The organism is Microbacterium sp. cx-59 (genome assembly GCF_020805625.1).
Taxonomy (GTDB): Bacteria; Actinomycetota; Actinomycetes; order Actinomycetales; family Microbacteriaceae; genus Microbacterium.
Map to the genome: position 1 here is coordinate 114,464 of NZ_JAJHGO010000007.1, position 24,570 is coordinate 139,033.

A 24,570-nucleotide genomic window follows, 5' to 3' on the forward strand; every position below is an offset into this window, starting at 1 on the left:
GGTCTACATCCGGAGGATGACATCCGAACCGGATGCTGCTCAGGCCAGACCGTGCTCGAAGGCGAAGACGACGAGCTGCACCCGGTCGCGCAGCGACAGCTTCGCGAGGATCCGACTGATGTGCGTCTTCACCGTCGCCTCGGAGAGGAACTCGCGGCCCGCGATCTCGGCGTTCGAGAGCCCTCTCGCGGCGAGCGCGAAGATCTCCCGCTCGCGCTCGGTGAGGGTGAGGAAGGTCGACGGCACCGGGGCGGGTGCCGCATCCGCGAATCGCGCGAAGAGATCGCGGGTCGCGGCGGCGGCGATCACGGCGGATCCCGCGTGCACGGTGCGGATCGCCGCCAGCAGCAACTCGGGGTCCGCGTCCTTCAGGAGGAACCCGCTCGCGCCCTGACGGATGGCGCGGGCGGCGGCCTCGTCGAGATCGAAGGTCGTGAGCATCACGATCCGCGGCGGATCCGGGTCTTGCAGCAGTTCGGCGGTCGCGGCGAGACCGTCGAGCACCGGCATCCGGATGTCCATCAGCACGACGTCGGGCCGCGTCGCGCGGACGACCGCGATCGCCTCGCGGCCGTCCGCGGCTTCGCCGACGACCTCGAGGTCGCTCTGCGAATCGACCAGCATCCGGATGCCCGCCCGGAAGAGACCCTGGTCGTCGACGAGCACCACGCGGATGGTGTTCTTCATGAGCGCTCTCCGATCGGAAGGGTGGCCGTGACGACGAACTGATCGTCGTCGGGTCCGACCCGAAGCGACCCGCCCACGAGCTGCGCACGCTCGCGCATGCCGATGATGCCGTGGCCGGGGCCGCGCTCGACCGCGTCGATGTCGAGCCCCGCACGTGCGGCGCTGCGCGGGGGCAGCGGATTGCGCACGGCGAGGTCGCAACGGTCGCCGTGCCAGGCGAGGTGCACGCGGACAGGCCCCGCACCCCCGTGCCGGAGCGCGTTGGTCAGGGCCTCCTGCAGGATGCGGAAGACCGCGAGCTGCACGGATGCCGGAACATCGTCCGGCGGCAGCGGCGCGACCTCGATCCGCAGATCTACGCCCGCCGCCCGCACCTGCGCGAAGAGATCGTCGAGGTCGGTGATCCCGGGTTGCGGCCCGTCGCCCTGGCTGTGCCGCAGCTGGGTGAGCAGCATCCGCACGTCGGCGAGGGCAGCGCGTGCCGTCGTGGAGATCGTGGAGAGCGCCGCGGTCGCCACCGACGGGTTGGCCGCCGCGGCGTACCGCGCGCCGTCGGCCTGCGCGATGACGACCGCGAGGGAATGCGCGACGACGTCGTGCATGTCGCGGGCGATCCGCACCCGCTCCTGCTCCGCGGCCGCCTCGCCCTGCGCGCGGTCGCGGGCGATCCGGTTCTGCGCTGCGCGGGCGGCGGTCCGCACGAGCGCGCCCGCGGTCCACGACAGCAGGAGGGCGAAGCCGGCGGCGAGCATCACCAACAGGAGGATCGGGAGGTTGCCGACCGCGATCGTGCTTCCAGTGAAGGCGGGGATCACCACGACCAGGTAGAGCGCGATCGCCGCCGCACCGACGAAGGATGACGCGAAGCCCAGCCAGAACACGAGCCGCGATCCGTAGGCGGCCGTCACGTACAGCACCCCGAACACGGCGAGGTTCGCGGCCGTCGGCGTCATCCCGAGCGCCATCTGCGCGATCGCGGTGACCCACGCGAGCGCGAGAGACAACGCCGGCGACTTCCGTCGCACCGCGAGCGCCGCCGCCATCCCGAGGGCGACGAAGAACTCCTGGAGCGGAGAATCGGCACCGCCGGACGCGAAGAGGCCGCCGAACAGCACGATGAAGACGAGGGCGCCGCCGACGTCGACGACGAGCTGCCAGGTCTTCAGAGGACGGAACACTCCTCCACGCTACGGCGCGGCGCCCGCCGCGGCATCCGTCTGTCGATGTATCCCGCCACGCCCGTTCCCGAGCGCGGCCTTCCCGCTCCCCGCCCGCGGATACACGGGAGCATTAACCACCCCGTCACAGGGCGAAACGGCCGAGAAATGTCGATCCCGAAAGATGACCCCACGGGGACGGACCCGTCGCCGTAGCCGGCGACTCCCGTGAACGATATGGTTCCGCACACCCGGTTCACCCACTTGGAGGCGACGATGACGACGGTCCGCGCAGCGATCACGCAGACGACTTGGACAGGCGACAAGGCGTCGATGCTCGACAAGCACGAGGGGTTCGCGAGGGAGGCTGCGGCGCAGGGCGCCCAGGTGATCTCCTTCCAGGAGCTCTTCTACGGCCCCTACTTCGGCATCACGCAGGACAAGAAGTACTACGGCTACGCGGAGCCCGTGGACGGCCCCATCGTGCAGCGCTTCGCCGCTCTCGCGAAGGAACTCGGTCTCGTGATGGTGCTCCCGATCTACGAGGAGCAGCAGACCGGCGTCTACTACAACACCGCCGTCATGGTGGATGCGGACGGCTCCGTGCTCGGCTCGTACCGCAAGCACCACATCCCCCACCTCGACCGGTTCTGGGAGAAGTTCTACTTCCGTCCGGGAAACCTCGGCTACCCCGTCTTCGACACCGCCGTCGGCAAGGTCGGGCTCTACATCTGCTACGACCGGCACTTCCCGGAGGGATGGCGCGCCCTCGGCCTGAACGGCGCGCACATGGTGTTCAACCCCAACGCGACCAAGCCCGGTCTGAGCAACCGCCTGTGGGAGGTCGAAGGACCCGCCGCCGCCGTCGCGAACGGCTACTTCGTGCTGCAGCCGAACCGCGTCGGGCGCGAAGACAACGAGTACGGCGACCTCGCCGTCGACTTCTACGGCACCAGCCAGGTGATCGACCCGCGCGGCAACTTCGTCGGCGAGCGCGGATCCTCCGAGCACGAAGAGATCCTCATCCGGGATCTCGACATGAACCTCGTGCAGGAGATGCGCGACGACTGGCAGTTCTTCCGCGACCGGCGGCCGGACTCCTACGGCCCGATCTCGGCACCGTAAGGCGACCCGTCATGGCAACGACACTCATCACCGGCGGCACCGTCGTCAACGCGACCGGCACGGGCGAGGCGGATGTGCTGATCGACGGCGAGACCATCGTCGCGGTTCTCGCTCCCGGGTCGACCCTGCTCGGGCACGACCTCACCGCATCCGTCGACACGGTCGTCGATGCGACCGGCAAGTACGTGATCCCCGGCGGCATCGACGCGCACACCCACATGGAGATGCCGTTCGGGGGAACGCAGGCCTCGGACACCTTCGAGACCGGCACCCGCGCGGCGGCGATCGGCGGAACCACCTCGATCGTCGACTTCGTCGTGCAGTACCCGGAGGAGAACATCCTCGAGCAGTACTACGCCTGGCAGGAGAAGGCAGCCGGCAACTGCGCGATCGACTACGGCTTCCACCAGATCCTGTCGGACGTGCAGGAGTCCTCGCTGACCGCGATGGACGAGCTGATCGCCGAGGGCGTGACGAGCTTCAAGCTCTTCATGGCCTACAAGGGCGTGTTCCTCTCCGACGACGGCCAGATCCTGCGCGCGTTCCAGAAGGGCGCCGACAACGGCGCGATGATGATGATGCACGCCGAGAACGGCGCGATGATCGACGTCCTCGTGCAGCAGGCACGGGATGCAGGGCACACGTCGCCGTACTTTCATGGCACCACCCGCCCGTGGCAGGCCGAGGAAGAGGCCACCCACCGCGCGATCATGATCGCCGACCTGACCGGCGCACCGCTCTATGTGGTGCACGTGAGCGCCAAGCAGGCGGTCGAACAGATCGCCGCCGCCCGCGACCGCGGCCTGAACGTGTTCGGGGAGACCTGCCCGCAGTACCTCTACCTCAGCCTCGAAGACCAGCTCGGCGCGTCGAGCGAGGAGTGGGGCGATTTCGAGGGCGCGAAGTGGGTGTGTTCGACGCCGCTCCGCTCGAAGCACGAGGGCCACCAGCACCACATGTGGCAGAGCCTGCGCACGAACGACATCCAGATGGTCTCCACCGATCACTGCCCGTTCTGCATGAAGGGCCAGAAAGACATGGGGATCGGCGACTTCTCGAAGATCCCCAACGGCATCGGGTCGGTCGAGCACCGGATGGACCTCATGTACCAGGGCGTCGTCACCGGCCAGATCACCCTGCCTCGCTGGGTCGAGCTCACCAGCACGACGCCGGCGCGGATGTTCGGCATGTACGGGAAGAAGGGCGTCATCCAGCCCGGCGCCGACGGCGACGTCGTCGTCTACGACCCGAACGGCCACACCTCGATCGGCATCGGCCCCGGCAAGTCGCACCACATGAACATGGACTACTCCGCGTGGGACGGCTTCGAGATCGACGGCCACGTGGACACCGTCCTCTCGCGCGGCAAGGTCGTGGTCGACAGCGGCGCGTACCTCGGTCGCGCGGGCGACGGCCGCTACATCCCACGCGGCCTCAGCCAGTACCTCATCTGAGGCGAGCTCCCCCAGGCGAGCTCCCCCCGGTCTGCCACCCATGTCCCACTTTTTGCCGCTTTGCCGCTGTCAGAACGGCAAATAGTGGGACATGGATGGCAAATAGTGGGACATCGACCGGGGCACCCAGACAGACAGCAGTAAGAAGGGGGAACGACATGGACTTCGGCGTCGTCCTGCAGACCAACCCGCCCGCATCCCGCACGGTGCAGCTCGCACAGCTCGCCGAGGCCCACGGCTTCAGCCACGTGTGGACGTTCGACTCGCACCTGCTGTGGCAGGAGCCGTACGTCGTGCACTCCGCCATCCTGAACGCGACGAGGCGGGTGACCGTCGGGCCGTTCGTGACGAACCCGGCGACGCGCGACTGGACCGTGACCGCATCCGTCTTCGCCACACTGAACGAGATGTACGGCAACCGGACGATCTGCGGCATCGGTCGCGGCGACTCGGCCGTGCGGGTGACGAACGGCAAGCCGACGACCCTCCGAGAGCTGCGCGAGTCGATCCACGTCATCCGCGAACTGGGCAACTCCCGCGCGGTCGAGTACAACGGCGCCACACTGCAGTTCCCGTGGAGCCGGGGATCGGAACTCGACGTGTGGGTCGCCGCGTACGGTCCGCTCGCCCTGAAGCTGACCGGCGAGGTCGGCGACGGTTTCATCCTGCAGCTGGCCGACGTCGACATCGCCGCCTGGATGATCAAGGTCGTCAAGGATGCCGCCGCCGCCGCCGGCCGCGACCCGGAGTCGATCGCTTTCTGCGTCGCCGCCCCGATGTACATCGGCGACGACATCGACCACATGCGCGACCAGTGCCGCTGGTTCGGGGGGATGGTCGGCAACCACGTCGCCGACATCGTCTCGAAGTACGGCACCGAGGGAGATGTTCCCGCAGCGCTCACCGACTACATCGCGGGCCGCGAGGGCTACGACTACAACTCGCACGGAAAGTCCGGCAACGACCACGTCGACTTCGTGCCCGACGAGATCATCGACCGGTTCTGCATCCTGGGCACCGCCGAAGAGCACATCGCCAAGCTCGAACAGCTTCGCGCGATCGGCGTGACCCAGTTCGCCGGCTACCTCCAGCACGACAACAAGGAGGAGACGATGCGGGTCTACGGCGAAACCGTCATCCCCGCGCTCTCCGAGCACATCACCGCCAAGCGATGACGACGAAACCGCAGTTCGGCGACGAGACGGTGGTTCCGGACCAACGTCTCGAGGCCCCACTGACGTCTCGCGGGCGGAAGAAGAGCGCGAGCGGCGGACGGATGCTGCGCGCCGGGGCCTACGGCCTCGCGGGCGTCGTGGCGGTCGCGGTGCTGTGGGAGCTGTACAAGTTCCTCGGCCCCGCGGACGGCGTCGTGATCGGGGAGCTGCGTGTGCTGCCGCGGACGACGGACCTCGCGATGCCGCACATCTGGGAGATGGCGACCCGCCTGCTCGAACCGGTGACCTCCTCACCGACCGCGCGTCCGCTCTGGCTCGAGGTGCTGCTCGCCGCCCTCGTCACCCTCGGGATCGCCGCGGTCGGCTGGATCGTCGGCGTCATCGTCGGGTTCGCGTTCGCGCTCCTCATGCAGCGCTGGCGGATCGCGGAGTGGGCGATCCTCCCCTGGATCGTGCTCAGCCAGACCGTACCGCTCATCGCTTTCGCCCCCATCGTGAAGAGCTGGGGCTCGCGGATCGAGATCGGCTCGTTCGAGTGGGAGGACTGGATGAGCGTCGCGCTGATCGCGAGCTATCTGGCGTTCTTCCCGGTCGCGGTCGGCGCGCTGCGGGGGCTCCAGTCCCCCGACCGCATCCACACCGAACTGCTGCACACATACGCCGCGAGTTCGTGGCAGACGCTCCTGCACCTGCGCCTCCCGGCCGCCGTCCCGTACCTCATCCCCGCGCTCCGGCTCGGCGCGGCGGGCGCCGTCGTCGGCGCCGTCGTCGCCGAGGTATCCACCGGCCTTCAGGGCGGCATCGGCCGCATCCTGATCCAGTACGCCGGGCAGGCATCGGGCGATCCGGCGAAGCCCTGGGGCCCGATCTTCGGCGCCATCGCGCTCGGGCTCGTATCCGCCGCGTTCGTGGCTCTGCTCGGCGCCGTACTCAAGAACTACCGACGCGGGGAGGACAACGCGTGAGCATCGACCGCAGCACCACGGCCCCACCGGCCGTCCATATCTCGGGCGTCGACAAGACGTTCGCGACGCGAACCGGACCGGTCCAGGCCCTGCAGGGCATCGACCTGGACGTCGCCCCGGGCGAATTCGTCTCGCTGATCGGACCGTCCGGATGCGGCAAGTCGACGCTCATGCGACTGATCGCCGACCTCGACCAGGCCACCGCCGGCACGATCTCGGTGTTCGGCAAGCCCCCGGCGCGCGCCCGCCTCGACCAGGACTACGGCATCGCGTTCCAGCAGGCGGGGCTGCTGCCCTGGCGGACCGTCGCGGGCAACGTGTCGCTGCCGCTGGAGCTGCACGGCGTGAAGGGGCGCGGCGCACGGGTGGCGGACCTCCTCGCGATGGTCGGGCTCGCCGACGTCGCCGACCGCTACCCCGACCAGCTGTCGGGCGGAATGCAGCAGCGCGTCGCGATCGCTCGCGCGCTCGCGGAGAGCCCCAAGCTGCTGCTGATGGACGAACCGTTCGGCGCACTCGATGAGATGACCCGGGAGCGGATGCAGACCGAGCTCGTGCGCATCTGCGGCGAGACCGGGGCGGCCGTGGTGTTCGTCACGCACTCCATCCCCGAGGCCGTGTTCCTCTCCGACCGGGTGGTCGTGATGTCTCCGCGCCCCGGCCGGATCCAGGAGATCGTTCCTATGCAGCTGGAGGGCGCGACGCGCACCGAGGCGCTCCGCGAGGACGAGACGTTCTTCGCGATGGTGACGGCCGTTCGCGAAGCGCTGCACCAGGGCGCACCCGCGCCGCGGGGCGTGGAGAACCGATGATGTCGTCGGCCGCGATCAGCGGCGAGCGCACTTGGCTGCGTGTGGTCGCGCCGGTGTCCGTCGGCGTGTTCGCACTGGTGCTGTGGCAGGTGCTCGTGAGCCTCGGCGGGGTCGACGACTATCTGCTGCCCGGTCCCGCCGAGATCGTCGAGGAGTTCCTCGCGTTCGCGCCCGCGATCGGCGCCGCCGCGCTCACGACGGGAACGAACGCGCTCGTGGGCCTGATTGTGGGAGCGCTGCTCGGAATCGCCCTCGCGGCACTTGCGGCGCGCTGGCGCATCCTCGATCTGATGACCGCGCCGGTCGTCGCCGGGCTCGCCGTCATCCCGATCGTCGCCCTCGCGCCGGTGCTGAACTCGATGTTCGGCGCCGACAGCCAGGTCGGTCGCCAGACGATCGCCGCCCTCGCCTCGTTCGTTCCCGTGTTCGTGAACACGCTGCGCGGCTTCCGGCAGGTGCTGCCCGTGCACCGCGACCTGATGCGGGCGTACGCGGCGGGGTCCGGGCAGGTGCTGCGCGCGGTCACGCTCCCGACGGCACTCCCGTTCGTGTTCACCGGCATCCGCCTCGCCTCCTCGCTCGCCGTGATCTCCGCCCTCGTTGCCGAGTACTTCGGCGGACCCCGTGGCGGGCTCGGCGCCATGATCTCGACCTCGGCGGCCACGAGCGCCTACGCGCGCGCCTGGGCGTACGTGTTCGCCGCGATCCTGCTCGGACTGCTCTTCTACGTCGTCACCCTGCTGCTGGAGCGCGCCGCCGTCCGGCGCCGACACTGACGGCACCCACCCTCGTCCCTGCGCCACCCGGGCGCCGCGGAATGCACCACCGCACATGAAAGGAACGACATGAGACACAGCACTCGCCGCATGCTCACGGCCGCCTCACTCGCCGCCGTCGGCGCCCTCGTTCTCGCCGCCTGCTCGGGGGGCGATAGCGACGCGGAGCCGGCCGCCACCGGCGACGACGAACTGACGTCGGTGAAACTGCAGTTGCAGTGGCTGCCCCAGGGGCAGTTCGCCGGCTACTTCGCCGCCGTCGACCAGGGCTTCTTCGAAGAGGAAGGACTGGACGTCGAGATCATCCCCTCCGGCGGCGACATCGTGCCGCAGGACGCGCTCGCGAACGGCGACGTCGACTACGCGATCGCGTGGGTCCCGAAGGTTCTTGGATCCATCGAGGCCGGCGCGAACCTCACCAACATCGCGCAGATCTTCCAGCGCTCCGGCACACTGCAGGTCTCGTGGGCAGACTCCGGCATCGACTCGGTCGCCGACTTCGAGGGCAAGAAGATCGGCTCCTGGGGCTTCGGCAACGAGTGGGAGATCTTCGCCGCGATGGCGGCCGAGGGGCTCGACGCCTCGACGGTCGAGATCATCACGCAGGACTTCAACATGAACGCCTTCCTGCAGGGCGACATCGATGCCGCGCAGGCGATGACCTACAACGAGTACGCGCAGCTGCTCGAGACCGTCGACCCCGACACCGGCGAGCTCTACACGCCCGATGACTTCAACGTCATCAGCTACGAGGACACCGCCGGCGCGATGCTGCAGGACGCGATCTGGGCCGACACCGAACGCCTCGAGGGCGACACCGAGTACCAGGAGACGACGGTCGCCTTCCTGAAGGCCGTCATCAAGGGCTGGGCGTACGCGGCCGAGAACCCCGAGGAAGCGTCCGAGATCACGATCGCGGCCGGTTCCGGATGGGGACCGAGCCACGAGCTCTGGATGGTCAATGAGACGAACAAGCTCATCTGGCCGTCCGAGGGCGGGATCGGCGTGATCGACGAGGCCGCCTGGGACAAGACGGTCGCCGGCGCCCTCGCCGCGGTCAACGAGACCGGCGCCCACCTCATCACCGAGGAGCCGCCCGCCACGGCGTACTCCAACGAGTGGATCCAGAAGGCTCTCGACGAGCTCGCGGACGCGGGACTCGACCTCACCGGGGCGGACTTCGCCCCGATCGACGTCACGCTCACGGAGGGCGGGGCGTAACACCGAAGTCGGGGCGGGGGGGGCCCGGGGGCCCCCCCCCCCCCCCGCCCCGCACCGTGTCACCCGGATGCGGCGGATACGCTGGTCCGCATCCGCTTATCGCGCCGGATCCGCCGGCCCGACCCCGCAGATCGGAGGTTCCCATGTCTACCCAAGCCGCGCTCCCCACCTACGAGCAGAAGGCCATCGTCGGCGAACCCGAGGTCGTCGAGGACGAGGTCATCCCGGCGCTCGCGGCAGACGTGGAGAACGATCCGGCCTGGCTCGCTCTCAAGGACGCCGCCGTCGCACTGCAGCAGCTGCAGGCCCCCGACGGATCGGTTCCCGACGAGCACGACGGACCCGCCGCGCGCCGGCACGTCGACACGCTCGTCGCCTCGGTGCGTGCGCTCGCGCCGCGCTTCCCGCACGATGCCGCCTACCTCGACGCACTGGTCGGCGACCTCCTGCGCTGGTCGGCCGAGGGCTTCGGGGTTCCCGACTTCTTCGACGCTCTCGTCGCCTTCCAGCCGCAGCAGCACCGCGTTGACGGGCTACGTCACCTGGTCGTCTTCCCGATGTACACGCAGAACGGCTCGAGCAATCGATTCGTCGAAGCCGTGCTCGTCGAAGTGATCTGGCCCGAGTTCATCGGCGCGCTCGAAACCGAGTACACCAACGGCCTGTTCGTGTCGCTCCGCCTGGTCGATTTCACGCCCGGGTACGACACGAACTCCGCTGTGCTGTTCCCGGAGACCGTGGCGATGCGCGAGGTGCCGACCTTCACGTGGGGCGCGATCTTCCAGGACCGCGAAGCCGCGCGGTACCGGCGCGTGGTGGCGGCCGCATCCGAGATCACGAAACTCGATCTGCCGGCCGACGCCGCGCGGATGCTGACCGACCAGGCGCTCACCGAGCGCACGTTCGTGATGTGGGACATCATCCACGACCGCACGCACATGCGCGGTGACCTGCCGTTCGATCCGTTCATGATCAAGCAGCGGATGCCGTACTTCCTCTATTCACTGGAAGAACTGCGGTGCGACCTGACGGCGTTCCGCGAGTGCGTCCGCATCCGCACGCGCCTGCAGGAGCGGGTCGATAACGGCGACGATCTCACCGCGGTGGAGCACGACATGCTCCAGCACGCGGTGCTCGTGCAGTACGCGGTGGTGTTCGACCGCATCTTCCGCTTCGCGATCACCGGCTCGCGCGTGCGCAACTACGACGGGCTCGGCGGTCAGCTGCTGTTCGCGTGGCTGCACCGCCACGACGTGCTGCACTGGACCGACACGCGTCTCACGATCGACTGGGAGGCGATCCCGGATGCGGTCGTCGCCCTCGCCGACGCGATCGACCGGCTCTACTGGGAGTCGATCGACCGGCCGAAGACCGCGCACTGGCTCGCCGCGTACGACCTGGTGCGCTCGGTGCTGACGCCGCATCCGGCGTCGGTGTGGGCGCGAGGGCTCCCCGACGAGGTGCTCGCCGGTCCGCCGTCCGGGTTCACGAACGCGGTCCGCGAGGACGAGTTCCCGCTGTCGATGTTCTTCGAGGCGCTGGAGAAGAAGATGCGCCCCGTCATCGCGTCGACCGCCGGCATCCGCGGAGCCGACTGAGCCCCGCCGCCTCTCCGGCGTAGGAGATATCGCCAGGACAGGACGATGCAGGCCCGATCGTCCTGTCCTGGCGATTTTTCCTGTCGGGCGGATGCGGCGGCGACGGCCCGGCGCCGCTCGTAGGCTGGAGACATGACGACCCTGCATGACACTGCGCTCCGCGGCTTCGCGTCCGACAACTACTCGGGCGTGCACCCCGACGTCCTCGCCGCGATCGCGGCCGCGAACGGCGGACACCAGAGCGCATACGGCGCGGACGAGTACACCGCCCGACTGCAGGAGGTCGTGACGGCGCACTTCGGTGCGGGCGCGGAGGCATTCCCCGTCTTCAACGGCACCGGCGCGAACGTCACGGGTCTCCAGTCGATGCTGCCGCGCTGGGGCGCGGTGATCGCGGCGGCGACCGCGCACATCAACGTGGACGAGGGCGGCGCGCCCGAGCGGGTCGGCGGGATGAAGCTGCTCACCGTGCCGTCGGAGAATGGCAAGCTGACGCCCGAACTCGTCGACCGCGAGGCCTGGGGATGGGGCGACGAGCACCGCGCGCAGCCGTTGGTCGTGTCGATCACGCAGTCGACCGAGCTCGGCACCGTCTACACCCCGGACGAGATCCGCGCCCTCGCCGACCACGCGCACGGACACGGGATGCGGCTGCACCTCGACGGCGCGCGGATCGCGAACGCGGCGGCATCGCTCGACGTTCCGCTGGCCGCCTTGACGCGTGACGCGGGCGTCGACGTGCTGAGCCTGGGCGGCACGAAGAACGGTGCACTCGGCGTCGAGGCGATCGTCGTGCTCGACCCGGAGGCATCCACCGGGCTCACCTACCTCCGAAAGCTCAACATGCAGCTCGCGTCGAAGATGCGCTTCCTCTCGGCGCAACTCGTGGCGCTGCTCGAGGGCGACCTCTGGCGGCAGAACGCCCGGCACGCGAACGCCATGGCGCAGCGCCTCCGCGCGGGGGTCGAGGCGGGCCTCGCCGACGGGTCGGTGCAGGGCGTGACGTTCACGCAGCCGACGCAGTCGAACGGGGTCTTCGCGACACTGCCGGCGGGCGTGGCCGACCGGCTCCGCGAGAGCTTCCGTTTCTACGACTGGGATGCGCTCCGCCGCGAGGTGCGGTGGATGTGCTCGTTCGACACGACCGAGCAGGACGTCGACGCGTTCGTCGCCGCGATCGCCCGCGAGACCCGCACGCCCTGACGTTCGGCGGGTCGGAGCGAGGTCAGCGGAGCGCGCCCACGGAGGCGAGACCGAGGCGGACGAGGGTGCCGCGACCGCCCTCCATCTCGGCGGCGAGAGCGTCGGATGCGGCCTCCTCCGGCTCCATCCACGTCACTTCGAGCGCATCCTGGCGCGGTTCGCACGTGCCCGTGACCGGCACGATGTACGCGAGCGAGATCGCGTGCTGGCGGTCGTCGTGGAACGCGCTGACCCCGGGCATCGGGAAGTACTCCGCGACCGTGAACGGGGTGGGCGAGGGCGGCAGCAGCGGGAACGCCATCGGACCGAGATCGTTCTCCAGGTGCCGGAACAGCGCGTCGCGGATGGTCTCGCCGTACCGCACCCGGCCCGACACGATCGATCGCGTCATCTCACCGAGCGGGGTGGCGCGCAGCAGAATACCCACCTGCGTCACCGCACCGTTGCCGTCGGTGCGCACCGGGATCGCCTCGACGTAGACGATCGGCAATCGCCGACGCATCTCGGCGAGTTCGATATCGCTCAGCCACGCGGGGTTCGAGGCGCTGCCGGGCAGCGAACCGCCGGCGTTCTCACCGAGTCCGAGCGGATCGCGCGCGGCGCCGCCGTCGTCTTCGGGCTCGTTCGGGTCGGGATCGGGGGTACGCACCGGCATGTCTCCTGTATACCCCACCCCCTCGCTCGCCCGTGTCGCCACCCGATGTCAGGATGATGTCGTGATCCCCGCAGACACCCTCGACGACGCCGCCGTTCTCTGGTCGGACGGGCCACGTGAGGGCAAACCTCTTCTCGTGCTCCTGCACGGGTACGGATCGGACGAGCGCGACCTGTTCGGCCTCGTGCCGCACCTGCCCGCGGCTTTCTCGTTCGCCGCGGTCCGCGCACCGCTCGCGCCGCCGTGGCCGTCGCCGGGGTACTCGTGGTACCCGATCGACGGTCTCGACGGACGCTCGGCGCAGCCGACGACGGATGCGGCCGCGCGCCTGGTGGCGTGGATCGACGCGCGCACGGATGCCGACACGATCGGTCTGCTCGGGTTCTCGCAGGGCGCGGCGGTCGCTCTGCAGGCGCTCCGTCTGCATCCGGAGCGCTTCGCGTTCGTCGTGGGCCTGAGCGGCTACGCGACGCCGGGGGCGCTGCCGGGCGACGCTGCGCTCGCGCAGACGCGTCCGCCGGTCTTCTGGGGGCGGGGCACGGCCGACACCGTCATTCCCGCACCGCTCGTCGCCCACACGACCGAATGGCTGCCCACCCACGCCGATCTGAGCGGGCGCGTCTACCCCGGTTTAGGGCACAGCGTGTCGGCCGAGGAACTGGCGGATGTGCGGCAGTTCCTCGATCTCCGACTGCAGGCGCAGGCCGCGGCTCCGCCTGCCGAGGGCGGCACTCCGCCGTCGAACGCGCAGGGCGATCCCTCATAGGAGGCGCATAGCAAGCGCATGGCGGCCGGCGAAGACCGTCGGTCAGGGTGAGGAGACGACGCAGATACTCGCTCCCCCGGAGGCCACCATGACCCGCATCCCCGTTCCCGAACAGACCCCGCAGGGCCCCGCCTACGAGGGCCGCCTGCTCGATCGTGCCGACGAGGAGGTCGTCGATCAGGGGGCGCCGTTCGACGTCCGCACCCTGATGAGTCGTCGCGGTGTCCTCAGCCTCGTCGGACTCGGTGCCGGCGTCGCCGTGCTCGCCGCGTGCACGCCCACCGCATCCGGCGCCAGCACGAGCGCATCCACCGCCACAACGACTGCCACGCCGTCCTCCCCCGCGACGGCCACGTCCTCGGCCGCGCTCCCCGTCGGCGAGATCCCCGACGAGACCGCCGGCCCCTACCCGGCCGACGGCTCGAACGGTGTCGACGTCCTCGAACAGTCCGGCATCGTGCGCAGCGACATCCGTTCCAGCATCGACGGCGGCGCGACGGCGGCGGGCGTGCCGATGACCCTCACCCTCACGATCCTCGACACCGCGGGCGGCGACGTTCCGTTCACGGGGGCCGCGGTGTACGCGTGGCACTGCGACGCCGGCGGCGGGTACTCGATGTACTCCGACGGCCTAGAGGACGTCACCTACCTCCGCGGTGTGCAGGTCGCGGACGCCGCGGGCGCGGTGACCTTCACCTCGATCTTCCCGGCCTGCTACTCGGGGCGCTGGCCCCACATCCACTTCGAGGTGTACCCGAGTGTCGACCGGATCACGGATGCGGCGAACGCGATCGCGACCTCCCAGGTCGCCCTGCCGCAGGATGCCTGCGACGCGGTCTACGCGCTCTCGGAGTACGACGGGTCGAGCCGCAACCTCGCCCAGGTCTCGCTCGACAGCGACAACGTCTTCGGCGACGACGGCGGTGCGCTGCAGCTGGCCACCGTCACGGGCGACGTCACGACGGGCTACGCCGTCTCGCTCGTCGCCCGCGTCGACACGACGACCACCCCGTCCCAGGCCGCGGCTCCGGCCGGCGGCGGCGGACGCTGACCCCACCCGTTCTGGAAAGGAAACCACCCGTGCTGCAGAATCTCACCGGATGGCACGCGCTGATCATCCTCGCCATCGTGCTTCTCGTCTTCGGCGCGGCGAAGCTCCCCGCCCTCGCGAAGAGCGTCGGTCAGTCGGTCCGCATCCTGAAGACCGAGGCCGTCGACGCCGCACCCGCGCCCGTCGCCTCGCCCGCGGGTGACCCGTCAGACGCGCCGACCACCCGTACGACGCCGTCGCCCGGGCTCGCCCCGTGACCCCCGCCGCCGTCGCCGGGGCCGCCGGGACCGTTGCCGGGGAGACCGTTGCCGGAACGGAAGCGACCGAGCGCACCGCCGGGGAGCGGATGCCGCTCGCCGCGCACGCCCGTGAAGCACGCACCCGACTGACCCGCGCAACGGCGGCGCTCGCGATCGCGGTCGTCCTGGGGTTCGTCGCCTCCGACGGCATCCTCGACGTGCTGCGCGCCCCGATCGATCAGCTTGCCGAATCCCGCGCGGCGAGCCTCAACTTCGACAGTGTCACCGGGGCGTTCGACCTGCGCATCCGCATCGCGGTGGTCGCGGGGGCGGCGCTCTCGAGCCCGGTCTGGCTGTACGAGATCCTCGCCTACCTCGCCCCCGGTCTCACGCGCCGGGAGAAGAGGTACACCTTCGGATTCGTGTTCGCCGCACTCCCCCTGTTCGCTGCCGGATGCCTCACGGGGCTCGTGCTCTTCCCGCACATGGTCGAACTCCTCGCCGGATTCGCATCCGCCGAGGACAGCTCGATTCTGCAGGCCTCGTACTACGTGGACTTCGTGATCAGGATCGTGCTGTGCACCGGCATCGCCTTCGTGCTGCCCGTTCTGCTGGTGGCTCTCAACTTCGCGGGGATCCTGCCCGCCCGGGCCATCGCGCACCGCTGGCGGATCATCGTCGTCGTGATCGTGCTGTTCAGCGCACTGGCGACTCCGGCGGCCGACGTGCTGTCGATGTTCTTCGTCGCGATCCCCGTGACCGCTCTGTTCGGCGGGGCACTCGGCATCGCGTTCCTCCGCGACCGGCGGGCGGCCCGCGCCGCATCCGCATCCCTCTGAAGGAGGCCACCGTGTTCGGATTGACGACCGAGAAGCTCATCCTCGTGGCGCTCGTCGCCGTGATCGTGCTGGGGCCGGCACGCCTCCCGGGTTACGCGCGACGCCTGGCCGACACCGTCCGCCTTCTGCGGTCGGCGCTCGAGACCGCTCGGCACCGCGCCGAGACGGAGACGGGCGTGCGGTGGGACCCGGAGCGGATGCGGGCGCTCGATCCGCGACGCTTCGACCCGCGGAGCGTCCTGCGCGACGCCCTCGCCACCGATCCGGTGCCGGCGGCCGCGTCCGGGGGCGCGACGCCGATTGCCGAACCCGCCGAGCGGGCACCGACGTCGAGCTCCGTCGCGGCCGAGACCGAGACCGAGACGGACCCCAGCGCCAGCGCCGTCGCGTACCGCATCCGGACGGTCGGTACGTCGGCTCACCCGAGGCGCGTCCGTGTTCCGGTGGACGCTCCGGATGCGGATCAGCCGCGCCCGTTGTCTTTGCCGGCCGCCCCGGTGCCGATGCGCACACCGAACGTTCCGGGCTGACTCAGCGGCCCGTACTCGGGGTGGGAACGACGCTCGTCGCCGGCCTGTCGCGTCGTCGCCCGCGTCTCTTCGTCGTACCCGCCCGACCGGCGGGCCCGCCACGTCCACGCGGCCGCGATGATCGCCACACCCGCGCCGACGATCACGCCGATGACCGCCGACTGGCTGACGAAGCCGAAGACAACTCCGACCGCCGCGGAGACGACGACCAGCAGGGCGATCTCTCCAGCGCGCCGCGCCATCGATCCGGACACGTTTCGGTTTTCCGTTCGGTTGTCCATTCATCCACGCTACGGGGGATGCCTGCGGCGCATAACCCCCTCGGCGGTCCGCACGCGCCCCGCCCACCGTGCGGGGCGCGTCCAGCACGCTCATAGCTGCCGGAAATCTGCGCCAGGAATGCTGGGACTCCGCCCGCACGACCCGAGCCCTCGGAGACGACCATGAGCCGCATCCCCGAACCCGAACACACGCCTCGCGGCCCCGCATACGAGGGGCGATTGCTCGATCGCGCCGACGATGAGGTCGTCGACCAGGGGGCACCCTTCGACATCCGCACGGTGATGAGTCGGCGCGGAGTGCTGAGCCTGCTCGGCATCGGCGTGGGGGCGGCAGCGCTGGCGGCCTGTGCACCCGGCGTGTCCGCCGCACCGACCGGCTCAGCGGCGGCGAGCGCGTCCGGCTCGACCCGCACGGGGTCGCCGACCACGGACGCCCTGCCCGCCGGGGAGATCCCCGAGGAGACGGCGGGGCCCTTCCCCGGCGATGGGTCGAACGGGCCCGACATCCTCGAGCAGTCCGGCATCGTCCGCTCCGACATCCGCTCGAGTATCGACGGCGACGCCTTCGCGGCGGGCGTTCCGCTGACCCTGTCGCTCGTCCTGCTGGACACCGCGAACGGCGACATCCCCCTCACGGGCGCCGCGGTGTATGTCTGGCACTGCGATGCCCAGGGCGGGTACTCGATGTACTCCGACGGCCTCGAGGACGTCACCTACCTACGCGGCGTGCAGACGGCGGATGCGGCGGGAACCGTGACGTTCACCACCGTCTTCCCGGGGTGCTACCCGGGTCGCTGGCCGCACGTGCACTTCGAGGTGTACCCGGACGTCGACGGGATCACCGATACGGCGAACGTCATCGCGACCTCGCAGGTGGCTCTGCCCCGGGGGATCAGCGAGACGGTGTACGCGCTTCCGGCCTACGAGGGGTCTCGCGGCAACCTCGACGACATCTCGCTGTCCTCCGACATGGTGTTCCGCGATGACGGCGGCGCACTCCAGATGGCGACCGTGACGGGCGATGCGACGGCCGGCTACACCGCGACGCTCCGCGTCCGCGTCGACACCCGCACATCCGTGCGCTGATCCGTTCCGGCAGCCCGGCGAACCGATCCGATCGTCTGCCCGCAGCGCAATCCCGATCCCGGTGTCGGAGGCACCCGGGATGATGGTGGAGTGGACGACGTGCTGCACCGGTTCTCTCCTGCCACGCAGGACTGGTTCCGGAGCGCCTTCTCGGCGCCGACCCCCGCGCAGGCCGGCGCCTGGCAGGCGATCTCGCAAGGACGCCACGCTCTCGTCGTCGCCCCGACCGGATCGGGAAAGACCCTGTCGGCGTTCCTCTGGGCGATCGACAGCGTGTTCCGTGAGCGCCAGGCCGAGCCCGAGCCGGCCGTCGCGCCCCCGCGTCGTGGCCGCGCCGCGACGAAAGTCGAACGCGACAGCGAGCGCACCCGCGTTCTCTACATCTCCCCGCTCAAGGCCCTCGGCGTCGACGTCGAGCGCAACCTCCGCTCGCCGCTCGTCGGCATCGGGCACTCCGCGCGACGGCTCGCGATCCCGGCGCCCCAGGTGACGGTGGGCGTCCGCTCCGGAGACACCCCGTCGTCCGAGCGTCGAAAGCTCGTGTCCGACCCGCCCGACATCCTGATCACGACGCCCGAATCGCTGTACCTGATGCTCACGAGTCAGGCGAAAGAGACGCTCCGGGGGGTCCACACCGTCATCATCGACGAGGTGCACGCCGTCGCCGCCACCAAACGCGGCGCACACCTCGCCGTCAGCCTGGAACGACTCGACGCCCTGCTCGAGAAGCCGGCGCAGCGCATCGGACTCTCGGCGACCGTCCGGCCGATCGACGAGGTCGCGCGATTCCTGGGCGGCTCGGCGCCGGTCGACATCGTGGCCCCGCGGGCGACGAAGACATTCGATCTGACGGTCGTCGTGCCGGTCGACGACATGCTGAACCCCCCTCCGGCACCGGGTGAGGCCCCGCCGCCCCCGCGGCCCGCCGCCGCGACCGGCGACGATGACGGCGACGGCGACTGGTTCGCCCCGGCAGCGCCACGGCCCGAGAGCACCGAGATGACCGGCTCGCTCTGGCCGCACGTCGAAGAAGCGATCGTCGACCGCATCCTGCAGCATCGCTCGACCATCGTGTTCTCGAACTCGCGTCGCCTGGCCGAACGGCTGACCGCCCGCCTCAACGAGATCTACAGCGAACGGATGGGGCTCGACCTGCCCGAGGCGACCGTTCCCGCCGCGCAGATGTCACAGGCCGGTGCCACGGCCGGCGCCGATCCCGTGCTCGCGAAGGCGCATCACGGGTCGGTGTCGAAAGAGCAGCGGGCGATCGTCGAAGACGAGTTGAAGTCCGGCGTGCTCCGGTGCGTCGTCGCCACCAGCAGCCTCGAGCTCGGCATCGACATGGGCGCCGTCGACCTCGTCATCCAGGTCGAATCGCCGCCGTCTGCCGCGTCCGGTCTGCAGCGCATCGGACGCGCCGGGCACCAGGTCGGCGAGACCAGCCGGGCCGCTCTCTTCCCCAAGCATCGCGGCGACGTGCTGCACACGGCGATCGTCACCGAACGGATGCTGGCGGGTCAGATCGAGGCCGTTCGTGTGCCGCAGAATCCCCTCGACATCCTCGCCCAGCAGACCGTCGCGGCCTGCGCACTGGGCGCGATCGAGGTCGAGGACTGGTTCGAGACCGTGCGCCGCAGCGCGCCCTTCCGGACGCTCCCCCGCTCGGCGTATGAGGCGACACTCGATCTGCTGGCCGGACGCTTCCCCTCCGACGAGTTCGCCGAGCTGCGGCCGCGGCTCGTCTGGGACCGCGACCAGGGCACGCTGACCGGGCGTCCCGGCGCCCAGCGGATCGCGGTCACGAGCGGCGGCACCATCCCCGACCGCGGCCTCTTCGGGGTCTTCGTGGCCGGGGAATCGCAGAACGCCCGCGTTGGCGAGCTCGACGAGGAGATGGTCTACGAGTCGCGCGTCAACGATGTCTTCACCCTCGGCACCACCAGCTGGCGGATCGTGGAGATCACGCACGACCGGGTGAACGTGCTGCCCGCGTTCGGGCAACCGGGCAAGGTGCCGTTCTGGCACGGCGACGGCATCGGTCGGCCCGCCGAGCTGGGCGAAGCGCTGGGCAAGTTCTCGCGCGAGGTCGCCGCCGCCGAACCCGCGAAAGCGCGGCAACGCCTGACCGAGGCGGGTCTCGACGACCGGGCCCAAGACAATCTGCTCGCCTACCTCGCCGAGCAGATCGAGGCGACCGGCTCCGTTCCGAGCGACCGCCAGCTCACGGTCGAGAGAAGCCGTGACGAGGTCGGGGACTGGCGAGTCATCCTACATTCCCCGTACGGCATGCAGGTGCATTCGCCGTGGGCGCTGGCGGTCAACGCCCGCATCCGCGAACGCCTCGGAGTCGAGGGCTCCGCGGTCGCGAGCGACGACGGCATCATCGCCCGCATCCCCGATGCGACGGCCGAGCCCCCGGGGGCCGAACTCTTCGTGTTCGACGCCGACGAGCTCGAACAGATCGTCACCGACGAGGTGGGCGGCTCCGCGCTGTTCGCGTCGCGGTTCCGCGAGTGCGCAGCGCGCGCGCTGCTGATGCCCCGCACGAACCCGAACCGCCGCAGCCCGCTCTGGCAGCAGCGCCAGCGGTCGGCGCAACTGCTCGAAGTCGCGCGGCGGCATCCGACGTTCCCGATCATCCTCGAGACCCTCCGCGAGGTGCTGCAGGACGTCTACGACCTGCCCGCGCTCACCCGGATCGCCCGCCAGATCGCCGACCGCCGCATCCGGCTCGTCGAGACCACGACCTCGCAACCCTCGCCCTTCGCGCGGGATCTGCTCTTCGGCTACGTAGGCGCGTTCATGTACGAGGGCGATTCGCCGCTCGCCGAACGGCGCGCGGCCGCGCTGTCGGTCGACCCGGGGCTGCTGTCGGAGCTGCTCGGCAAGATCGAAATGCGGGAGCTGCTCGACCCCGCCGTCATCGAGCAATTCGAACGCGAGGCGCAACGCCTCGACCCCGACCGCCGGGTGAAGGGCGTCGAGGGCGTCGCCGATCTGCTGCGCATACTGGGGCCGCTGTCCGACGACGAGATCGCCGCGCGCCTGCGCGCGGAGGTCTCCGCGGAGGCCGCGGCAGACAGCGACGTCGACATCGAGACGCCGCCGGCTTCCTCTCCGGCGCCGCTCGAGGTCGCGTCCGCGCACGCGGAGGCGCTCGTGCAGGCGCGTCGCGCCATCCGCGTGTCGGTCGCAGGCACCGTCCGCCTGGCGGCGATAGAAGACGCCGGGCGCTTGCGCGATGCGCTCGGGGTCGCCCTCCCGGTCGGACTCCCGCAAGCCTTCCTGGAGCCGTTCCCGGATCCGTTCGGCGACCTCGTCGCCCGGTACGCGCGCACGCACGCCCCCTTCACGGCGGATGCCGTCGCCGATCGTTTCGGGGTCGGGGTGGCCGTGGCGCGCCACACTCTGCAGCGCCTCGAGGGTGCCGGCCGCATCACGAGCGGTTTCTTCCTCCCGGAAGCGCGGGCCCTTCGCCCCGACGAGACGGAGTGGTGCGACACCGAGGTGCTCCGGCGGCTCCGGATGCGGTCGCTCGCCGCCATCCGCGGCTCGGTCGAGCCCGTGCCTCCCGACGGATTCGCGCGGTTCCTGCCCAGTTGGCAGCACCTCACCCGACCGCTCGACGGCATCGATGGCGCGCTGGCCGTGATCGAGCAGCTCGCGGGCGTGCCCATCCCGGCCAGCGCGTGGGAGTCCCTCGTGCTGCCCTCTCGGGTGCGCAATTACTCCCCCGCGATGCTCGACGAGCTCACCGCGACGGGCGAGGTCGTGTGGGCCGGGCACGGTTCGCTTCCGGGTCGTGACGGCTGGATCTCGCTGCATCCGGCCGACACCGCACCGCTCACGCTTCTGGTGCCCGAAGACGACATCCCCGCGGACTCCCTCGATGCGCGGGTGCTCGACGCGCTCGCGGCCGGCGGTGCGTACTTCGCGGCGCAGGTGCGCACCCTCGCGGGCGCCGAGAACGAGCAGTCCGTGGTCGAGGCGCTCTGGCGTCTGGCGTGGGCGGGCCGGGTGACCAACGACACCTTCGCTCCGGTCCGGGGCCTGCTCGCCGGAGGATCGCAGGCGCATCGCGTGACCCGTCGGGCCCCGCGCGCGCGGATGTTCCGCGGCACCTCTCTGCCGCGGCCGACCGCACCCGCCCGGCCCGCGTCGGTCGGCGGACGCTGGTCGGCACTGCCCGTTGCCGAGTCCGACCCGACTCTTCGCGCGACCGCCGCCGCGAGCCTTCTCCTCGACCGCTACGGCGTCGTGACCCGCGGTTCGGTGCAGAGCGAGGGTCTGCCGGGCGGCTTCGCGCAGGCGTACCGGATGCTGTCGGGTTTCGAAGAGGCCGGCCACTGCCGTCGCGGGTACCTGATCGAGAAGCTCGGCGCCGCGCAGTTCGCGGCCTCCGCCACGATCGACCGGCTGCGAGAGTTCGCCGCGGTCGCCGATCCTCCGCCGCGCGCAGCGCGCACCCTCGCCGCGACCGACCCGGCCAACCCCTTCGGGGCAGCGCTTCCGTGGCCCGCACTCGAGGGCAGCAAGCACCGGCCGGGGCGGAAGGCCGGCGCGCTGGTCGTCGTGGTCGACGGCGCGCTCGTGCTGTATCTCGAGCGCGGCGGCAAAACGGCGCTCGCCTTCAGCGACGACGAAGAGGTGCTGACCGCTGCCGCCGCAGACCTCGTGGCGACGGCCCGTGCGCGCTCGCTCGACACGCTGACGATCGAGCAGGTCAACGGGGCGTTCGTGATCGGCGCCGATATGGGGCGGATGCTGCGCAGCGCCGGATTCGTCGAATCGCCGCGCGGCATGACGCTCCGCCGCCGGACCGCGGGCGACGCGGCCCGCGCGTCGCGCGAGAGCACGGGCGGCGCGCGTGCCTGAGGGCGACACCGTCTACCGGGCCGCCCAGCGGTTGCATGCGGCTCTCGCCGGTCACGAGGTCATCCGCTTCGACCTGCGTGTGCCGAAGGTCGCGACGATCGACCTCCGCGGTGAGACCGTCCATGCGGTCATCCCCCGCGGCAAGCACATCCTCGCGCGGATCGGGGGCCTCACCCTGCACTCGCATCTGAAGATGGAGGGCGAGTGGCACGTCTACCCGCCCGGTGCCCGCTGGCGAAAGCCCGCGCATACCGCGCGCGCCATCATCGGTGTCGACAGCGCGGATGCGGTCGGCTTCGATCTCGCCATGATCGATGTCGTGCCGACCGACCGCGAGCACGAACTGATCGGCCACCTCGGTCCCGATCCCCTCGGATCCGACTGGACTCCCGCATCCGCCGCCGACGCCGCCGCGCATCTCGCCCGCGACGAGCGCCCTGCCCACGTCGCGATCCTCGACCAGCGCAACGTCGCCGGGTTCGGCAACGTGTACGCGAACGAGTTGCTGTTCGTGCGCGGCATCGCGCCCACGACGCCCGCATCCGAGGTCGACACGGTCGGACTCATCGAGACCGGGGTGCGGATGATCCGCGCGAATCGCGACCGCTCGGCGCGCACGTTCACGGGCGAGGACCGCCCGGGCCGCAGGTTCTGGGTCTACGGGCGCGCGGGCCAGCCGTGCCGCCGGTGCGGCACCCGCATCCGCGAAACCTCGCTGGGCGCGAACGCGACGTCGGAGCGCAATGTGTTCTGGTGCCCGCGCTGCCAACCCGCGCGCGACACGTCACAATCTCGCGCATGAGCAACGCACGGTCAACGACCCGTGTTCTGCGTATCGCGCTGTGGTGTGCCCTCCTGGGTTTCATCGGCGCACTCGCCAGCCAATGCGTCGAGACGCGAGGAAGCGCTGCGTACCAGTGCGGCTTCGAGGCTCCGGAAGGGGCCGCCCAGTCCGAGATCGCCCTCGTTTCCTCGCGGGTTTCCGCCTGGCCGATCGGGCGTTCGTGCACCTGGGTCATGGAAGCCGGGGGAACCACGACGGTTCACTCGGAGTGGACGGCGACCACCGTCGCTGTGATCGCGACCGGAACGTGCCTGCTTGTCGCGGGTGCGTTCGCATACCTCGCTTGCCGCCGCCGCGCGCCGCGCCTGTGGTGGTGGGTCGCTCTGGGCCTGATCGCTCCCACGGCCACGTGGCTCATTCTCACCACGACCGCATCGATATTCGTCTACACGTTGCCGTGAGCGCGGCACTTCCGAGAGTGAGAACAGTGGATCACTTCGTCGGACGCGCCGGCGAGAAGACCCGGACCTGAGCGGCGGTCAGTGCCCGATGTACCGGCCCGGACGGTGATTCAACGCGAGCACCACGTTCAACAGCACCGCACCGGCCGCGCTCAGCAGCACCGCGGGCCAGGGCAGCACGAAGAGCGCCGCGACGATGATCACGAGGTCGACGGTCAGCTGGGTCCACCCGGCGCGGAAGCCGGTGCGCTCCTGCACGACGAGGGCGATGATGTTCACGCCGCCGAGACTCGCCCGATGGCGGAACAGGATGAGGAGCCCGACGCCCGCGAGCAGGTTGCCGGCGACCGTGCCGTAGATCGGCTGTAGCTCGTCGATCCGGAACAGCGCGTGGTGCAGCACCGAGAACGCGGAGACGAGCGCGATGGACACCGCCGTGCGGAGGGTGAAGCTCCAGCCCTTCTTCCAGATCGCGAGTGCCGCGAACGGCAGGTTGACGACCGCGAAGATCAGCCAGAACGGCCATTCGGTCGCGTAGTCGATGAGCAGGGCGATGCCTGCGGTGCCGCCGGTGACCGCGCCGCTCGACTGCAGCAGGTAGAGGCCGAGCGAGGCGACGAACGTGCCCGTGAGCAGCCCGAGCACGTCTTCCGGGATGCTGTGCGCCGTGCTCTTGTCGTCGAAAACGAGGGTCGCGGCAGTCTCGGGATGCGGCTCCGGGGAGGGGTTCGTCACGGTACCCATCGTCTCATTCCCCGTACGCCGCGACGCGCGCACCCACGTGCCGCCGGGCCCGCACCGCATCCGCATGCCCACCAGGGGAAAACGCC

Annotated in this window: 23 protein-coding genes; 18 read left to right on the plus strand and 5 right to left on the minus strand. The window is 70.4% G+C overall.

Annotation, left to right across the window (positions count from 1 at the left end; all coding sequences use genetic code 11):
• Window positions 1–39 precede the first annotated feature (39 nt).
• Together LMI96_RS08040 and LMI96_RS08045 are read right to left on the minus strand one after the other, a co-directional pair.
• Entirely contained in the window at window positions 40–687 is a 648-nt protein-coding gene (locus LMI96_RS08040; protein WP_228361093.1) for a response regulator transcription factor, read from the minus strand.
• Window positions 684–1,865, minus strand: a complete 1,182-nt coding sequence (locus LMI96_RS08045; RefSeq protein ID WP_228361094.1) for a sensor histidine kinase — start codon at window positions 1,863–1,865, stop codon at window positions 684–686. The genes LMI96_RS08040 and LMI96_RS08045 overlap by 4 nt, the downstream gene beginning before the upstream one ends.
• A 255-nt stretch (window positions 1,866–2,120) precedes the next feature.
• Between LMI96_RS08045 and LMI96_RS08050 the strand changes: the two genes are divergently transcribed.
• The 9 genes from LMI96_RS08050 (at window position 2,121) to LMI96_RS08090 (ending at window position 12,173) form a co-directional block, all read left to right on the plus strand.
• Complete coding sequence (locus LMI96_RS08050; protein WP_228361095.1) at window positions 2,121–2,969, plus strand: nitrilase-related carbon-nitrogen hydrolase; 849 nt, start codon at window positions 2,121–2,123, stop codon at window positions 2,967–2,969.
• A gap of 11 nt (window positions 2,970–2,980) precedes the next feature.
• Window positions 2,981–4,423, plus strand: coding sequence for a dihydropyrimidinase (gene hydA, locus LMI96_RS08055; RefSeq protein ID WP_228361096.1), 1,443 nt, complete (start codon window positions 2,981–2,983; stop codon window positions 4,421–4,423).
• A gap of 158 nt (window positions 4,424–4,581) precedes the next feature.
• On the plus strand, window positions 4,582–5,598 hold the full coding sequence (locus LMI96_RS08060; RefSeq protein WP_223722411.1) for a TIGR03842 family LLM class F420-dependent oxidoreductase: 1,017 nt from the start codon (window positions 4,582–4,584) through the stop codon (window positions 5,596–5,598).
• Window positions 5,595–6,563, plus strand: a complete 969-nt coding sequence (locus tag LMI96_RS08065) for an ABC transporter permease (protein ID WP_374197918.1) — start codon at window positions 5,595–5,597, stop codon at window positions 6,561–6,563. The genes LMI96_RS08060 and LMI96_RS08065 overlap by 4 nt, the downstream gene beginning before the upstream one ends.
• Complete coding sequence (locus LMI96_RS08070) at window positions 6,560–7,375, plus strand: ABC transporter ATP-binding protein (RefSeq protein ID WP_223722410.1); 816 nt, start codon at window positions 6,560–6,562, stop codon at window positions 7,373–7,375. Before LMI96_RS08065 ends, LMI96_RS08070 begins: the two co-directional genes overlap by 4 nt.
• Window positions 7,375–8,151, plus strand: coding sequence for an ABC transporter permease (locus LMI96_RS08075; protein ID WP_228361097.1), 777 nt, complete (start codon window positions 7,375–7,377; stop codon window positions 8,149–8,151). Before LMI96_RS08070 ends, LMI96_RS08075 begins: the two co-directional genes overlap by 1 nt.
• Window positions 8,152–8,220: 69 nt before the next feature.
• A complete protein-coding gene (locus LMI96_RS08080; protein ID WP_228361098.1) occupies window positions 8,221–9,372 on the plus strand; it encodes an ABC transporter substrate-binding protein in 1,152 nt (383 codons plus the stop codon).
• A 143-nt stretch (window positions 9,373–9,515) separates the two neighbouring features.
• On the plus strand, window positions 9,516–10,970 hold the full coding sequence (locus LMI96_RS08085; protein WP_228361099.1) for a DUF6421 family protein: 1,455 nt from the start codon (window positions 9,516–9,518) through the stop codon (window positions 10,968–10,970).
• 132 nt (window positions 10,971–11,102) lie between these two features.
• Window positions 11,103–12,173 carry a low specificity L-threonine aldolase gene (locus LMI96_RS08090; protein ID WP_228361100.1) on the plus strand — a complete coding sequence of 357 codons (1,071 nt, stop codon included), beginning with the start codon at window positions 11,103–11,105 and terminating at the stop codon, window positions 12,171–12,173.
• Between the two features lie 22 nt (window positions 12,174–12,195).
• Here the strand turns inward: LMI96_RS08090 and LMI96_RS08095 are convergent, their stop codons facing one another.
• Complete coding sequence (locus tag LMI96_RS08095) at window positions 12,196–12,828, minus strand: NUDIX hydrolase family protein (RefSeq protein WP_223722405.1); 633 nt, start codon at window positions 12,826–12,828, stop codon at window positions 12,196–12,198.
• Window positions 12,829–12,889: 61 nt separating this feature from the next.
• Here LMI96_RS08095 and LMI96_RS08100 point away from each other — a divergent pair, with 61 nt between their 5' ends.
• The 5 genes from LMI96_RS08100 to LMI96_RS08120 all read left to right on the plus strand — a co-directional run bounded on the left by LMI96_RS08100 (window position 12,890) and on the right by LMI96_RS08120 (window position 16,253).
• Window positions 12,890–13,594, plus strand: coding sequence for an alpha/beta hydrolase (locus LMI96_RS08100; RefSeq protein WP_374197919.1), 705 nt, complete (start codon window positions 12,890–12,892; stop codon window positions 13,592–13,594).
• 88 nt (window positions 13,595–13,682) lie between these two features.
• On the plus strand, window positions 13,683–14,645 hold the full coding sequence (locus tag LMI96_RS08105) for an intradiol ring-cleavage dioxygenase (protein ID WP_228361101.1): 963 nt from the start codon (window positions 13,683–13,685) through the stop codon (window positions 14,643–14,645).
• Between the two features lie 29 nt (window positions 14,646–14,674).
• Window positions 14,675–14,902 (plus strand): twin-arginine translocase TatA/TatE family subunit, encoded by a 228-nt coding sequence (locus LMI96_RS08110; RefSeq protein WP_223722403.1) that lies wholly within the window; start codon window positions 14,675–14,677, stop codon window positions 14,900–14,902.
• Window positions 14,899–15,723: a twin-arginine translocase subunit TatC gene (tatC, locus tag LMI96_RS08115; protein ID WP_308015754.1), complete on the plus strand. Its 825-nt coding sequence runs from the start codon at window positions 14,899–14,901 to the stop codon at window positions 15,721–15,723. Before LMI96_RS08110 ends, tatC begins: the two co-directional genes overlap by 4 nt.
• An 11-nt stretch (window positions 15,724–15,734) precedes the next feature.
• Entirely contained in the window at window positions 15,735–16,253 is a 519-nt protein-coding gene (locus LMI96_RS08120) for a twin-arginine translocase TatA/TatE family subunit (protein ID WP_228361102.1), read from the plus strand.
• Here LMI96_RS08120 and LMI96_RS08125 read toward each other — a convergent pair.
• Entirely contained in the window at window positions 16,187–16,534 is a 348-nt protein-coding gene (locus LMI96_RS08125; RefSeq protein WP_228361103.1) for a hypothetical protein, read from the minus strand. The genes LMI96_RS08120 and LMI96_RS08125 overlap by 67 nt on opposite strands.
• 162 nt (window positions 16,535–16,696) lie before the next feature.
• Between LMI96_RS08125 and LMI96_RS08130 the strand changes: the two genes are divergently transcribed.
• The 4 genes from LMI96_RS08130 (at window position 16,697) to LMI96_RS08145 (ending at window position 23,740) form a co-directional block, all read left to right on the plus strand.
• Complete coding sequence (locus LMI96_RS08130) at window positions 16,697–17,620, plus strand: intradiol ring-cleavage dioxygenase (RefSeq protein WP_228361104.1); 924 nt, start codon at window positions 16,697–16,699, stop codon at window positions 17,618–17,620.
• Between the two features lie 90 nt (window positions 17,621–17,710).
• On the plus strand, window positions 17,711–22,495 hold the full coding sequence (locus LMI96_RS08135; protein WP_228361105.1) for an ATP-dependent helicase: 4,785 nt from the start codon (window positions 17,711–17,713) through the stop codon (window positions 22,493–22,495).
• Entirely contained in the window at window positions 22,488–23,297 is an 810-nt protein-coding gene (locus tag LMI96_RS08140; protein ID WP_228361106.1) for a DNA-formamidopyrimidine glycosylase family protein, read from the plus strand. The genes LMI96_RS08135 and LMI96_RS08140 overlap by 8 nt, the downstream gene beginning before the upstream one ends.
• Entirely contained in the window at window positions 23,294–23,740 is a 447-nt protein-coding gene (locus LMI96_RS08145) for a hypothetical protein (protein ID WP_228361107.1), read from the plus strand. The genes LMI96_RS08140 and LMI96_RS08145 overlap by 4 nt, the downstream gene beginning before the upstream one ends.
• Before the next feature lie 78 nt (window positions 23,741–23,818).
• On the opposite strand, the gene LMI96_RS08150 is transcribed toward LMI96_RS08145, so the two are convergent.
• The gene (locus tag LMI96_RS08150; RefSeq protein ID WP_228361108.1) at window positions 23,819–24,484 is read right to left on the minus strand and encodes a YitT family protein; all 666 of its coding nucleotides are present in this window, start codon (window positions 24,482–24,484) and stop codon (window positions 23,819–23,821) included.
• Window positions 24,485–24,570: the final 86 nt, after the last annotated feature.

Excerpts from the sequence above, each read along its gene's own strand:
- hydA (WP_228361096.1), top strand. The coding sequence starts at position 2,981 with ATGGCAACGACACTCATCACCGGCGGCACCGTCGTCAACGCGACCGGC.
- LMI96_RS08090 (WP_228361100.1), top strand. The coding sequence starts at position 11,103 with ATGACGACCCTGCATGACACTGCGCTCCGCGGCTTCGCGTCCGACAAC.
- LMI96_RS08105 (WP_228361101.1), top strand. The coding sequence starts at position 13,683 with ATGACCCGCATCCCCGTTCCCGAACAGACCCCGCAGGGCCCCGCCTAC.
- LMI96_RS08040 (WP_228361093.1), bottom strand. The coding sequence starts at position 687 with ATGAAGAACACCATCCGCGTGGTGCTCGTCGACGACCAGGGTCTCTTC.
- LMI96_RS08060 (WP_223722411.1), top strand. The coding sequence starts at position 4,582 with ATGGACTTCGGCGTCGTCCTGCAGACCAACCCGCCCGCATCCCGCACG.
- LMI96_RS08145 (WP_228361107.1), top strand. The coding sequence starts at position 23,294 with ATGAGCAACGCACGGTCAACGACCCGTGTTCTGCGTATCGCGCTGTGG.
- LMI96_RS08080 (WP_228361098.1), top strand. The coding sequence starts at position 8,221 with ATGAGACACAGCACTCGCCGCATGCTCACGGCCGCCTCACTCGCCGCC.
- LMI96_RS08085 (WP_228361099.1), top strand. The coding sequence starts at position 9,516 with ATGTCTACCCAAGCCGCGCTCCCCACCTACGAGCAGAAGGCCATCGTC.
- LMI96_RS08050 (WP_228361095.1), top strand. The coding sequence starts at position 2,121 with ATGACGACGGTCCGCGCAGCGATCACGCAGACGACTTGGACAGGCGAC.
- LMI96_RS08125 (WP_228361103.1), bottom strand. The coding sequence starts at position 16,534 with ATGGACAACCGAACGGAAAACCGAAACGTGTCCGGATCGATGGCGCGG.
- LMI96_RS08075 (WP_228361097.1), top strand. The coding sequence starts at position 7,375 with ATGTCGTCGGCCGCGATCAGCGGCGAGCGCACTTGGCTGCGTGTGGTC.
- LMI96_RS08150 (WP_228361108.1), bottom strand. The coding sequence starts at position 24,484 with ATGGGTACCGTGACGAACCCCTCCCCGGAGCCGCATCCCGAGACTGCC.
- LMI96_RS08065 (WP_374197918.1), top strand. The coding sequence starts at position 5,595 with ATGACGACGAAACCGCAGTTCGGCGACGAGACGGTGGTTCCGGACCAA.
- LMI96_RS08095 (WP_223722405.1), bottom strand. The coding sequence starts at position 12,828 with ATGCCGGTGCGTACCCCCGATCCCGACCCGAACGAGCCCGAAGACGAC.
- LMI96_RS08130 (WP_228361104.1), top strand. The coding sequence starts at position 16,697 with ATGAGCCGCATCCCCGAACCCGAACACACGCCTCGCGGCCCCGCATAC.